Source organism: Acinetobacter tjernbergiae DSM 14971 = CIP 107465 (assembly GCF_000374425.1).
In the GTDB taxonomy this organism is placed as follows: Bacteria; Pseudomonadota; Gammaproteobacteria; order Pseudomonadales; family Moraxellaceae; genus Acinetobacter; species Acinetobacter tjernbergiae.
The window spans coordinates 26,541-38,854 of record NZ_KB894376.1 but is presented as its reverse complement, the minus strand read 5'-3'; the positions used below and the strand labels follow the sequence as shown (position 1 = coordinate 38,854).

Below are 12,314 nucleotides of genomic sequence, written 5' to 3'. Positions count from 1 at the left end.
AAAAACTGCTCTAAAGCGGGGTTTTTGAACTTAGATCAGCCTAACCAATCAATTTCTTTATTAAGGCAATCGCTTGTGCAGGGTTGGTTTTACCTTTTACAGCGTTCATCACCTCATTAACGAGACCATTAAAGGCTTTTTCTTTAAAAATTTTATCGTTAATTAATAACCACAATCATTCTAAATTTATTCTTGAAATTTAATATTAAGATGCTTTGGATTTTCTTTTTAGCTTAATACCCATTGGTAACTCTACAATTTCCCAATCAGTTAATAAACTTATGGCTATAGTCCCTCCAATTGCTACGATTAAAGCGACAATAGCCGATGCTGAGATTGCTGTTGTAGGCGCAATTGCCGAAACGGCAGCAAAACCTAGTGGGCCTGTTGTACTTACTAGAGGTATAGCTGTAATTAGACCAGCAACAGCAAAAGGTCCAAGCTTTAAGATATAATTTAGAGCTTTTAATTGAGTAATTAATTTTTTATCCTTAATAAGGATTTCATTCTCTTTATTTTGGATGGCCTGTTTTAATTCTTTCGCATTATTGACGTTCATAAGTATATTCCTAATTATAAAAACCCCACATGAAGTGAGGTTTTATCTCATAAAAACAATTGATTGGTCAATAATCAGCCAATCAGTTTTTTCATCAATTCATTCACTTGAGCTGGGTTAGCTTTACCTTTTGCAGCTTTCATGACTTGACCGACAAGACCATTAAAGGCTTTTTCTTTACCAGACTTGTACTCTTCAACCATTTTTTCATTGGCTGCAAGCACGTCTTTGATAATCGCTTCAATCGCACCTGTATCGGTTTCTTGCTTTAAGCCTTTCTCAGCAATAATGTCATCCGCAGATTTTCCTTCTGCTTCCCACATAAAGCCAAACACTTGCTTCGCGATTTTGCCGTTAATGGTATTGTCGACAATACGCGCGATCATGCCGCCTAACTGTTCAGCAGAAACAGGAGAGTCCGCCAATTCTAAGCCTGCTTTGTTTAAAGCACCTGAAAACTCACCCATCACCCAGTTTGCAGAGACTTTACCTTGCGCAGCACCGCCCGCAGCAGCCACAACCGCTTCGTAGAAGTCCGCCATTTCGCGTGACAGCGTCAACACATGTGCATCGTACTCAGTCACAGCAAAGTCAGCGATAAAACGCGCACGGCGCGCTTTAGGCAATTCAGGCAGGGCAGCACGTGCCGCTTCGATCTGCTCATCCGCAATGATTACAGGTAATAAGTCTGGATCAGGGAAGTAGCGATAGTCGTTCGCTTCTTCCTTAGAACGCATTGAACGCGTTTCCATCTTGTTTGGATCGAACAAACGCGTTTCTTGGTCGATCTTTCCACCATCTTCCAAAATATCCATTTGACGTTGAATTTCAACGTTGATCGCTTGCTCAATGAAACGGAATGAGTTGAGGTTTTTCAACTCGCAACGTGTACCAAATGGTTGGTTTGGACGACGGAGTGACACGTTACAGTCAGCACGGAATGAACCTTCTGCCATGTTACCGTCAGAAATACCTAACCAACGCACGAGCGTGTGAATGGATTTGATATAAGCAACCGCTTCGTCGACCGAACGCATATCTGGTTCAGATACGATTTCAAGTAAAGGTGTGCCCGCACGGTTTAAGTCGATACCTGACATACCTTCGAATTGGTCATGGATTGATTTACCTGCATCTTCTTCAAGATGGGCACGGGTCACGCCAATACGCTTCACAGTGCCATCTTCAAGCTGGATGTCGATATGACCCAAGCCAACAATCGGATTGTCCATCTGGCTGATCTGATAGCCTTTTGGCGAATCTGGGTAGAAGTAGTTTTTACGTGCAAATACTGAAGCTTGATCGATATAAGCATCAATACCCAAACCAAAGCGAATCGCAAGATCAACCACTTCAGCATTCAATACTGGTAATACGCCCGGCATGGCTAAATCAACAAGACTGGCTTGTGTATTTGGGTCTTGACCAAATTCAGTCGATGAGCCTGAAAAGATTTTAGACTTAGTCGCCAATTGCGTGTGGATTTCGATCCCGATAACAACTTCCCAACCGTCAATTAACTTTAACTTTTGAGCTTCAGTCATTATGCATTCTCCTCAGCAATTGCCGCACGTTTGGTATGCCAGTCTGTATTTTGTTGATATTGATGCACAATCGAAAGCAATTGTGATTCTGACCAGTAGTTACCAATCAACTGTAAGCCCACAGGCAAGTTGTCTTTATCGAAACCAACAGGTGCGTTGATCGCAGGTAGACCTGCCAAGTTCACAGCAAGGGTATAGATATCGCCTAAGTACATTTCAGTCGGGCTGAGATTTGCACCGATCTTATAGGCTGTGGTTGGTGCAGATGGCGCAGCAATCACATCGACATTTTCAAATGCTTTGAGGAAATCTTGTTGGATCAAACGACGTACTTTTTGTGCTTTCACATAGTAGGCATCGTAGTAACCCGCAGAAAGGGCATACGTCCCGATCAGGATACGACGTTGTACTTCGGCACCAAACCCTTCTGAACGTGAACGTTTGTATAAGTCCATCAAGTCCACAGGGTTTTCTGCACGGTAGCCATAACGTACGCCGTCATAACGTGACAAGTTCGATGATGCTTCCGCAGGTGCGATCAAGTAATACGTGGGTACATAAGCTTCGGTCATGTTGAGATCAATCTCAACCAAAGTTGCGCCCATGTCTTCAAGCTTTTTCAAAGATTCTTCAACACGTGCTTTTACGTCTGCATCTAAACCAGCCACATTAAAGTATTGCTTTGGAATACCAATGCGTAAGCCTTTGACTGCTGTGCCATTCAAGTTAGCAACGTAATCGTCAACATCTTTATTCACCGAAGTTGAGTCTTTAGCATCATGACCTGCAATCACATTCATCAAATAAGCACAGTCTTCCGCAGAACGTGCCATTGGACCACCCTGATCGAGTGATGATGCATAAGCAATCATACCAAAGCGAGAGACACGACCATAGGTCGGTTTTAAGCCAGTTAAGCCGCAGAATGAAGCAGGTTGACGAATTGAGCCACCTGTATCAGTTCCTGTTGCAATCGGAGCTAAATCAGCCGCAACAGCCGCAGCTGAACCACCTGATGAACCGCCTGGGACATGATCTAATGCCCACGGGTTACCCGTTGCGCCAAAATATGAACTTTCAGAGGTTGAACCCATTGCGAATTCATCCATATTCACCTTACCTAAAGTCACGAGACCCGCAGCTTTGGCTTTGGCAACGACGGTCGCATCATAAGGTGAAATGAAGTTATCCAACATTTTTGAACCCGCAGTGGTTTTAATCCCTTTGGTACAAAAAATGTCTTTATGCGCAAGTGGAATACCCGCAAGTGCATGTGCATGACCTGCTTTGAATGCAGCATCAGCAGCGTCAGCTTCAACAAGTGCTTGTTCTGCTGTCATTGTTACATAACTTTTTACTTTCGGGTCAATTTGGGCAATACGTTTTAAATAATGTTCGGTCAATTCGCGTGATGAAAATTGAGCTTGTTTTAGCCCTTCAGAGAGTTCACGGATTGATAAGCGATGTAAATCTGTCATATGAAAAATTTCTTTACATTCTAAATATAAAATATTGACTAATCGAATAGAAATTATTCAATTACGCGAGGTACAAGGTACAAGCCTGCTTCTGTTGCAGGAGCGACCGCTTGATATTCATCACGATGGTTGCTTTCACTTACAATATCAACACGTAATGGTTGTGGATTGTCAAATGGACTTTTTAAAGGCTCAACATCATCGGTATTAATGCCTTTTAGGCTTTCCATCATGCCAAGAATTTTATTTAAACTTTGAGCATATTCAGTAGATTGCGTGTCATTTAGGGACAAACGAGCAAGGTGTGCAATCGCTGAAACGGTCTGTGCATTTAAGTCCGTTGTCTGCTGAGCATCTGATGATGTAGACATAACTTTACCTAATTCAGTATCAAAAAATTGCAAAATATCGTGCGTTATAATAAGCGATTGACTTGTTCAAAGCATCACATTTCGTTAAAGTTGCCACCTTGCATCCATACAAAGTTTAATTGAGAACGCCCCCGTGATTCTAAAACGACTAATTGGCTTGTTTTCGCCGGATTTAGCCATTGATTTAGGTACGGCAAATACACTTATTTATGCACCAGGCCGTGGCATTATATTAAATGAACCGACTGTTGTGGCGATTCGTCATAGCGGTTCGCAGAAAATTGTTGCTGCTGTTGGTCTAGATGCTAAACAAATGTTAGGTCGTACACCAGCGAATATTTCAGCGATTCGTCCGATGAAAGACGGTGTGATTGCCGACTTTGAAGTCACTGAGACCATGTTGAATCAGTTTATCGGCAAAGTACATGAAAAGCGTTTATTTCCACCAGCGCCGCGTGTTGTGGTGTGTGTCCCATGTAAATCAACTTTAGTTGAACGCCGTGCGATTCGTGAGGCGGTATTCAATGCAGGCGCACGTGATGTACGTTTGATTGAAGAACCAATGGCTGCTGCAATTGGCGCAGGTATGCCTGTTGAGCAAGCATGTGGTTCAATGGTCGTGGATGTAGGTGGTGGTACCACTGAAATTGCAATCATTTCATTACAAGGTTGTGTGTATGCCGATTCATTACGTATCGGTGGTGATGTATTTGATGAGCAAATTATCAATTACGTTCGTAAAGCACACGGTTGCGTGATTGGGGAAACCACAGCAGAAACCATTAAGAAAGAAGTGGGTATGGCTGTAACTGATGGCAAAACACTTCAGATTGAAGTGCGCGGTCGTAATTTGGCAGAAGGTGTGCCACGTGCGATTACGGTCACTTCTGATGAAATTTCACAAGCGATTGCAGATCCATTACAAAGCATTGTCAGCGCAGTGAAGTCAGCACTAGAACAAACACCACCTGAACTTTCTTCGGATATTGCAGAACGTGGTATCGTGTTGACAGGTGGTGGTGCATTACTGCGTAACCTTGACAAACTGCTTGCGCAAGAAACAGGTCTACCTGTGATTGTTGCAGATGACCCTCTAACTTGTGTCACTCGTGGTGGCGGTAAAGTATTAGAGTTCTTTGATAATCCAAATCATGACATGCTTTTTGTTGGCTAAATCATAAGGACTAGGCGGTGCAACCGAATCTTTTTTCAAGACAACCGCCATCTTTTCGCTCATTTATTATTGCGGTTATTTCATGTTTGGTCGTGCTGTTTTTTGATTGGCGCATGCCTTATGTGATTCAACCAGCAAGAGATGTCTTGTACGCAGCGTATAATCCCATTTATGCGCTGGCAAGTTATCCTGTACTGTCGCGAGAATGGCTCAACCAACAAACCAAATCTGAAGCTCAATTGCGCCGTGAAAATACTGCGATGCAGGCTGAACTTCTTCAAGCACAAGTCCGTCTACAAAAACTTTCAGAACTCTCAGCGGAAAATAACCGTTTAAGAGGACTTTTGGATACGCCATTGATTATTGATGGGCGTATGCAGATCGCGGAAGTGATTGGTACAGATGCAGATCCATTACGACATATTATTATTATTAATCGTGGTTCTGTTGATCATTTAAAAGTCGGGCAAACTGTTCTTGATGATAAGGGAATTATGGGACAGTTGATTAATGTCTACCCACATAGTGCTCGTATCATGTTGTTATCCGATAAAGAACATTCATTATCCGTGCGTTTAGAACGTACAGGGATGCGTGCGATTGTATCTGGAACGGGGGATTTGGGGCAGCTTAAGATGGAGTATGTTCCCACCAGTGCGAATATTCAGGTTGGCGACAAAGTGTTTAGTTCAGGCTTAGGTGAACATTTTCCAGCAGGTTATTTAGTGGGGACTGTGTCTAAAGTCAGTCGTCATAATTCAGGTGAGTTTGCCGAAATTGATGTCATTCCTGCTGCACAGCTTGCCAGTGGGCATCATGTGGTCGTGCTGTTCTCAGAATCTTTAGCGCAGGAGCAACCTTATGCCGATCGCTAGATTGAACTATGAGAAACGCAAAGATCCACTTTGGATGATTATCGTCTCTATTATTATCGGATCAATTCTGATGGTATATCCGATGTCTTATGAGACATCAGGATGGCGACCTTCAATAATGTTAATGATCATACTGTTTTGGATTCTTTATCAACCGATTTGGTGTGGGGTATGGTTTGCTTTTGCAATCGGAATTTTTACGGATTTATTGCTAGATGCCCCGTTAGGTTTAAATGCTTTGAGTTTCGTACTCATTACGTTTGGGACGCGATATTTAATTCGTGAGCGCCGAATTTTAACCTTTGCGAATTCATGGGTTATTGCTGTAATTGCAATCGTTGCGCACATTACCTTTCTATGGGTCAGTCAAACGATTTCTGGAGCACATTTTTCAATTGCTCGTCATTGGCAACCTTTTGTAACCAGTGTATTTGCATGGCCGATTGTTTATTATTGTTTGCATAAATGGCGCATTTAATTTTAGCCTCGAGTTCCCCTCGTCGCAAAGAACTGCTACAGCAGTTAGGCTTAGACTTTGAAATATATAGTCCAGATATTGATGAAACCGTATTGCTTGGTGAAACAGTTGAGCAATACGTGGAACGCTTGGCAAGATCAAAAGCTCAGGTTGTTTTAAATCTGTTTCCCGAAGCAACTGTGATTGCAGCTGATACCAGTTTAAGTTTTGCAGGAAAAATCATTGGTAAGCCAGAATCAAAGCAACATGCGTTTGAAATTTGGATGCAGTTGTCAGGACAATGGCATGATGTTTTTTCTGGAATATGTGTGGCAACTGCTACTCAAATTTTAAGTCAAGTTGTACAAACTCAAGTCGAGTTGCAACAGTTAAGTCATACCAAAATGGAAAAATATTGGGCAACAGGTGAGCCAATCGGAAAGGCTGGGGCATACGCAATTCAAGGGATTGCAGCACAATATATTCCTCAAATTCGGGGAAGTTATAGTAATGTGGTTGGTTTACCGTTGTACGAAATAGCACAGTTATTAGAAAGCGTTAAAGTTTAAAGCAAACACTTTCGGATATAAGAATTTTTATAAAGTTTTGAGTAAATTATGGCAGAAGAATTGCTGATCAATGTCACGCCGATGGAATGTCGGGTGGCGTTGATTGAAAATGGTACGGTCAATGAGTTATTTGTTGAGCGCACGGTAAAACGTGGTTTAGTGGGTAATATTTATAAAGGTAAAGTGGTGCGTGTATTACCGGGTATGCAAGCTGCTTTTGTCGATATTGGTTTGTCTCGAACGGCTTTTTTACATATCAATGATATGGTGTGGTCACGTTCACAACCCACACCGAATGTTTTTGAACTTTTGCATCCAGGGCAGATGTTGACGGTTCAAGTGATGAAAGATATGTTGGGCACCAAAGGCGCTCGACTGAGTACAGATCTTTCAATCCCATCGCGTTATCTCGTTTTGATGCCTTATGGCAATCATATTGGTGTATCACAACGTATTGAGTCTGAAGAAGAGCGTGATCGTCTCCGCAGTATGATTGAGCGTATTCAGTCTGAACATAGCCTACCTGGTAGTGTGATTGTTCGTACAGCAGCGGAAGGTGTGGACGAATCGGCGATCGCACAAGATATGTGCTATTTGAGTAAGCTTTGGGAATATATTCAGCGTAAGCAAAAAGAAGTTTCTACACCTGAACTTATTTTTGAAGAATTGCCTTTACCACAACGAATTGTACGTGACTTGGCAAGCGATGAAACGGCAAAAATTTATGTCGATTCTCGTGAGATTCATGCCAAGTTAAGTGAGTTTGTGCAGGAATTTGTTCCTACAATTGAAAATCGTCTGATTCATTATCCGGGCGAAAAGCCACTTTTTGATTTGTATAATGTTGAAGAAGATATTCAAAAAGCGTTGCAAACGCGTGTAGCACTCAAGTCGGGTGGCTATCTGATGCTTGATCAGACTGAAGCCATGACGACGATTGATGTCAATACAGGTTCTTATGTCGGTGGTCGCAGCTTAGAAGACACGGTATTTAAAACCAATATGGAAGCGACACAGGTCATTGCGAGACAACTTCGTCTGCGTAACCTTGGCGGTATCATCATTATTGATTTTATTGACATGCAGGAACTTGAGCATCGTCAAGATGTCATGCGTCAGTTTGAGCGGATGCTCGAACGTGATCATGCTAAGACTAAAATCACGCAAGTTTCTGAACTTGGTTTGGTTGAAATGACGCGGAAACGGACGCGTGAATCTTTGGAGCATTTACTGTGTGAATCATGTCCAACCTGTCAAGGACGTGGATATGTAAAGACAGCAGAGACAGTATGTTACGAGATATTTCGAGAGATCATGCGTTATGCACGTGCATTTGATTCCAAGGGTGGCTTTACTGTTGTTGCTCATCCAGCGGTGATTGATCGCTTATTAACAGCAGAAGCCCCAGCTGTCGCGGATTTAGAACATTTCGTGGATCGGGTGATTAAATTCCAAGTTGAAAATTTATATACGCAAGAGCAATACGATATCATTCTGAGCTAAAGTTGTAACAAAATTTCGCTTAATCCTTGTTACAACTGAAATTTTACTTTCTATCATGAATTTTAAATACTAGAACCATAAAATGAGCCATAGGTACTTTGGAGTACCTTAGCAAATAATATGAGGTATATAATCATGCATGTCAGTGAAAGATTAGTGAATCACGGTTTGAAACATGTTTTAGACAGTAACCCTGTAAATACATGTTATATGGTTGATAGCCAAGGTAAAGAGGTCCAAATTACAACGGCAATGATCCGTTTAGCCTGCCATCAACTATTACAACGTTGCCGTACAATTAAAAAATAAGGGGCTATTGAAAGCCCCTTAATTCTTTTCAGCGCGATGCTTAATTTGCAACTTTCTGTTGTGGTCGATCTTGAATCACTTGTTCAAAGCGTCGAATTTCATCCTCTAAATGTGTAAGAAGTGTCTGCATTTTTGGTACAGTATTACGACACGCAATTAAACCGACTTCCAACTTGTCCAGATAACTGGTCATGGTGATGTTGAGTGCTTGGCCATCCATGACGATTGATGCTGGATAAAGCGCATCAAGTTTTGCGCCATTCCAATATAATGGTTCACGTGGTCCTGGTACATTCGAAATCACTAGATTAAATGCCTGACGTTTCGGTAACATTCCTGAAGCAATATTTAATCCCGCAGGGCCATAAACAACAGCACTGTAGTTCAGGATTTCACTCGCAGTCATACGACTAAAACGCTCTTTAGAGTTTTGTACGCTACGACGAATGATTTCTAAACGTTCAATTGGGTCTGCAATATGAGTGGCTAGGTTTGCCAAAATCATGGTAATACGATTGCTGAAATCAGAATCATCAGTACGCAATGAAGCAGGAACCATCGCAATCAAAGGTTTTTTTGGCAAACTATTTTGATTGATCAGATATTCACGTAATGCACCAGAGCAAACTGCTAATACAATGTCATTGAGTGTTACACCAAGTGTTTTAGCGATACGGCGGAAACGTTCCAACTCAAAAGATTGTGCAGCAAAACGGCGAGAAGAACTAACACGTTGGTTTAAGATCGATGGTGGTGCTTGAAATGTTGAGACATAATCAGGATTTTTCCCGATTTCCTTAAATAAGGTTTGTGAAAGTTCCTGCATCACTTTAGGTGCGACTTCACACTGTGATTTAATCGTATCCAAAACCCCTTTGATTTTACTTACAGTAGGGGCTTTAGGTGCTTTTAAACGTTTAGTACGCTTACCTTCTACACACCATAAAGGTATAACATGTTTTTCATTTGGATCTTTAGATAATGATTTTTCAATGAGGCGCATACCCGCAACGCCATCAACCATCGCATGATGGATTTTGAAATACATTGCGAAGCGATTGCCTTCAATACCTTCAATAATATCGCAAGTCCATAATGGTTTTGCACGGTCAATCAAGGAACTGTGTTGCTGTGAAATATAGACCAATAGTTCACGAATACGCCCTGGATTTGGTAACGCGATATGACGGAAATGATGATCAATATCGAATTCAGGATCTTCACCCCAGAATAATCCAGTTAGTTGATTGTTAAATGGAGGAACAGGAATACTCTTCGATTGACGGATATCTTGAACAAGATCATGTACGAATGTCGGAGATGCATTCTCTGGGATTTCAAATAAAAACAATCCCCCTACATGCATAGGTTGCTGTCTTTTCTCTAATGAGAGAAAAATAAAATCAATAGGGTGTAATGGGCGCATAGCAGATATAGCCTCTCATTGCATTTTTTATAAGATACTTGTAGGGCCTGATGACGTTTCAAGCATGCCTTGTGTTATAGGCTAAAACCACACAAACGAGGCATGAAATGCAGGCAATAGCGATGCCCTTGTCAAGTTTCATAACGAAGTTTGAGGTGGTTTTAGCCATAACCTGAGCAAAAGCAAAGCACTGCTTTGATTGCAGCGCAAAGCAAAGCTCGAGGACAGGGGATTTTTTGCCGCTACTACGTTATGCCTTATTCATTTAGAATAGCTAAATACCATAAGTCATGCCTTGTACCGTTTAAAAGAGTCCTCTGTCGCAAGCATCTGTTAAATGTCAGCAGACTCTATAATTCTTATTAGAATTATTGAACCGTTGTGTGAAGTATATATGGTTTGGTTTGGTTAAAATATGACTTTGTACACGGAAGTCAGAAAAAATAAAACCACTGATGGATCAGTGGTTTTTATATACCAAATCTGCTAGGAAATTATTTTTTCAGATTACCCGAGTGTAATCCGCACTCTTTGTGGGTTGCTTCTTCCCACCACCAACGACCTTCACGTTCATGTTGATTTGGCAGCACAGCACGGGTACATGGTTCACAACCAATTGAAATAAAGCCACGCTCATGTAAAGGGTTGTATGGAATCTCCATCATACGGATATAACTCCATACATCCGCGCTGCTCCAGTTAGCAAGGGGATTGTATTTAATCAGTTGCTTACCTTCACCAGAAAAGCCAACATCCGCTTGAACCACAGGAATTTCATTGCGTGTTCCTGGACTTTGATCTTTACGTTGACCTGTAATCCAACCATCTAGGGTTGCTAGTTTTTTACGTAAAGGTTGTACTTTCCGAACGCCACAGCATTCCTGATGACCATCTTCAAAGAAGCTGAAAAATCCTTTTTGATTGACCAATTGTTGAACTGTCGCAGATTCAGGGAAGCAAATTTCGATATTAATATTGTAATGCTTACGGACAGTTTCGATAAATTGATACGTCTCCGCATGTAAACGCCCCGTATCTAAACTAAATACACGGAAGGGTTTTCCAATACGAGAAGCAATATCAATTAAGACAACATCTTCTGCACCTGAAAATGAAATGGCAATTTCACCTTCTTGATTTAAAGCAAGTTCTAAAATTTCTCGTGGCGATTTATCTGCATATTCAGCAGCAAGCGCATCTACAAGGTCAATAGTCGGAATAACAGTCATGGATGTTCCTGGCGAAAGGCTTGGGCACAATTGTAAATCATTCTAAGCAAAGCAGTTTACTTGTCATCAATTTTATCTTGCAGAATAAAACCGTTTTATTCAACAACAGCGCAAAAATGAAAATCTTAATGGTATGATACAGCAATTTTTAATCAACATTGGATGCATTCATGGAAATCGTATGCCTAGACCTTGAAGGGGTACTTGTACCTGAAATCTGGATCAACTTTGCCAAGAAAACAGGCATTAAAGAATTAGAAGCAACAACGCGTGATATTCCAGATTATGATGTTTTGATGACTCAACGTTTAAACATTTTAAAAGAGCATGGTTTGGGCTTAAATGATATCCAAGCTGTGATTGCTGATATGGGGCCATTTGAAGGTGCAAAAGAGTTTGTTGAATGGGTACGTACACATTTCCAACTGATTATTTTGTCAGATACGTTTTATGAATTCGCGCATCCGTTAATGAAACAACTGGGTTGGCCAACGATTTTCTGTCACAAACTTGAGACAGATGAGAATGGTATGATCACTGCTTATAAATTGCGTCAGCCTGATCAAAAGCGTCAAGCGGTAAAAGCATTACATGGTTTAAATTTCCGTGTAATTGCGGCAGGTGATTCTTATAATGATACGACCATGTTGGGTGAAGCGGATCATGGTTTCTTATTTGATGCGCCAGAAAATGTGATTGCTGAATTCCCTCAGTTCCAGCCACTCCATGGTTATGAGGCGCTAAAGCAGGCGATTCGTTCTGTTTCACAGCGTAATATTCCAGAATAACGAATCCTCCCCAACCCTCCTTTTTTAAAGGA

The 12,314-nt window shown here is 41.4% G+C and carries 13 protein-coding genes and 1 pseudogene; 7 read left to right on the top strand and 7 right to left on the bottom strand.

Annotation, left to right across the window (positions count from 1 at the left end):
- Positions 1 to 40: 40 nt before the first annotated feature.
- From C502_RS19770 to gatC, 5 genes and pseudogenes are all read right to left on the bottom strand, one after another.
- A pseudogene (locus tag C502_RS19770) lies at positions 41 to 145 on the bottom strand (hypothetical protein); the annotation flags it as partial.
- A 60-nt stretch (positions 146 to 205) separates the two neighbouring features.
- On the bottom strand, positions 206 to 559 hold the full coding sequence (locus C502_RS0115675; protein ID WP_018679739.1) for a hypothetical protein: 354 nt from the start codon (positions 557 to 559) through the stop codon (positions 206 to 208).
- A 74-nt stretch (positions 560 to 633) separates the two neighbouring features.
- The gene (gatB, locus tag C502_RS0115670; RefSeq protein ID WP_018679738.1) at positions 634 to 2,103 is read right to left on the bottom strand and encodes an Asp-tRNA(Asn)/Glu-tRNA(Gln) amidotransferase subunit GatB; all 1,470 of its coding nucleotides are present in this window, start codon (positions 2,101 to 2,103) and stop codon (positions 634 to 636) included.
- Complete coding sequence (gene gatA / locus C502_RS0115665; RefSeq protein ID WP_018679737.1) at positions 2,103 to 3,581, bottom strand: Asp-tRNA(Asn)/Glu-tRNA(Gln) amidotransferase subunit GatA; 1,479 nt, start codon at positions 3,579 to 3,581, stop codon at positions 2,103 to 2,105. The genes gatB and gatA overlap by 1 nt, the downstream gene beginning before the upstream one ends.
- A gap of 53 nt (positions 3,582 to 3,634) precedes the next feature.
- The gene (gene gatC, locus C502_RS0115660) at positions 3,635 to 3,952 is read right to left on the bottom strand and encodes an Asp-tRNA(Asn)/Glu-tRNA(Gln) amidotransferase subunit GatC (RefSeq protein ID WP_023274682.1); all 318 of its coding nucleotides are present in this window, start codon (positions 3,950 to 3,952) and stop codon (positions 3,635 to 3,637) included.
- A gap of 133 nt (positions 3,953 to 4,085) precedes the next feature.
- On the opposite strand from gatC, the gene C502_RS0115655 reads away from it, so the two are divergent.
- The 6 genes from C502_RS0115655 to C502_RS19170 all read left to right on the top strand — a co-directional run bounded on the left by C502_RS0115655 (position 4,086) and on the right by C502_RS19170 (position 8,839).
- Complete coding sequence (locus C502_RS0115655; RefSeq protein WP_004664594.1) at positions 4,086 to 5,126, top strand: rod shape-determining protein; 1,041 nt, start codon at positions 4,086 to 4,088, stop codon at positions 5,124 to 5,126.
- A 17-nt stretch (positions 5,127 to 5,143) separates the two neighbouring features.
- Positions 5,144 to 6,001: a rod shape-determining protein MreC gene (gene mreC, locus C502_RS0115650; RefSeq protein ID WP_018679735.1), complete on the top strand. Its 858-nt coding sequence runs from the start codon at positions 5,144 to 5,146 to the stop codon at positions 5,999 to 6,001.
- A complete protein-coding gene (mreD, locus tag C502_RS0115645) occupies positions 5,988 to 6,479 on the top strand; it encodes a rod shape-determining protein MreD (protein WP_018679734.1) in 492 nt (163 codons plus the stop codon). The genes mreC and mreD overlap by 14 nt, the downstream gene beginning before the upstream one ends.
- Entirely contained in the window at positions 6,467 to 7,027 is a 561-nt protein-coding gene (locus tag C502_RS0115640; protein ID WP_018679733.1) for a Maf-like protein, read from the top strand. Before mreD ends, C502_RS0115640 begins: the two co-directional genes overlap by 13 nt.
- Before the next feature lie 48 nt (positions 7,028 to 7,075).
- Complete coding sequence (rng, locus tag C502_RS0115635) at positions 7,076 to 8,530, top strand: ribonuclease G (protein WP_018679732.1); 1,455 nt, start codon at positions 7,076 to 7,078, stop codon at positions 8,528 to 8,530.
- A gap of 135 nt (positions 8,531 to 8,665) precedes the next feature.
- Complete coding sequence (locus tag C502_RS19170) at positions 8,666 to 8,839, top strand: PA1571 family protein (protein WP_018679731.1); 174 nt, start codon at positions 8,666 to 8,668, stop codon at positions 8,837 to 8,839.
- A 40-nt stretch (positions 8,840 to 8,879) separates the two neighbouring features.
- Here C502_RS19170 and C502_RS0115625 read toward each other — a convergent pair whose 3' ends face one another.
- Positions 8,880 to 10,265 (bottom strand): WS/DGAT/MGAT family O-acyltransferase, encoded by a 1,386-nt coding sequence (locus C502_RS0115625; RefSeq protein WP_018679730.1) that lies wholly within the window; start codon positions 10,263 to 10,265, stop codon positions 8,880 to 8,882.
- 494 nt (positions 10,266 to 10,759) lie between these two features.
- Positions 10,760 to 11,494, bottom strand: a complete 735-nt coding sequence (locus tag C502_RS0115620) for a phosphoadenylyl-sulfate reductase (protein WP_018679729.1) — start codon at positions 11,492 to 11,494, stop codon at positions 10,760 to 10,762.
- Between the two features lie 170 nt (positions 11,495 to 11,664).
- Between C502_RS0115620 and thrH the strand changes: the two genes are divergently transcribed.
- Positions 11,665 to 12,282, top strand: a complete 618-nt coding sequence (gene thrH, locus C502_RS0115615; protein ID WP_018679728.1) for a bifunctional phosphoserine phosphatase/homoserine phosphotransferase ThrH — start codon at positions 11,665 to 11,667, stop codon at positions 12,280 to 12,282.
- The last annotated feature ends 32 nt before the right edge of the window (positions 12,283 to 12,314 follow it).

Bases quoted from the DNA above. Each gene is read 5' to 3' on its own strand.
- gatB (WP_018679738.1), bottom strand. From the start codon at position 2,103: ATGACTGAAGCTCAAAAGTTAAAGTTAATTGACGGTTGGGAAGTTGTT.
- rng (WP_018679732.1), top strand. From the start codon at position 7,076: ATGGCAGAAGAATTGCTGATCAATGTCACGCCGATGGAATGTCGGGTG.
- thrH (WP_018679728.1), top strand. From the start codon at position 11,665: ATGGAAATCGTATGCCTAGACCTTGAAGGGGTACTTGTACCTGAAATC.
- C502_RS19170 (WP_018679731.1), top strand. From the start codon at position 8,666: ATGCATGTCAGTGAAAGATTAGTGAATCACGGTTTGAAACATGTTTTA.
- C502_RS0115620 (WP_018679729.1), bottom strand. From the start codon at position 11,494: ATGACTGTTATTCCGACTATTGACCTTGTAGATGCGCTTGCTGCTGAA.
- gatC (WP_023274682.1), bottom strand. From the start codon at position 3,952: ATGTCTACATCATCAGATGCTCAGCAGACAACGGACTTAAATGCACAG.
- C502_RS0115625 (WP_018679730.1), bottom strand. From the start codon at position 10,265: ATGCGCCCATTACACCCTATTGATTTTATTTTTCTCTCATTAGAGAAA.
- mreD (WP_018679734.1), top strand. From the start codon at position 5,988: ATGCCGATCGCTAGATTGAACTATGAGAAACGCAAAGATCCACTTTGG.
- C502_RS0115675 (WP_018679739.1), bottom strand. From the start codon at position 559: ATGAACGTCAATAATGCGAAAGAATTAAAACAGGCCATCCAAAATAAA.
- gatA (WP_018679737.1), bottom strand. From the start codon at position 3,581: ATGACAGATTTACATCGCTTATCAATCCGTGAACTCTCTGAAGGGCTA.
- C502_RS0115640 (WP_018679733.1), top strand. From the start codon at position 6,467: ATGGCGCATTTAATTTTAGCCTCGAGTTCCCCTCGTCGCAAAGAACTG.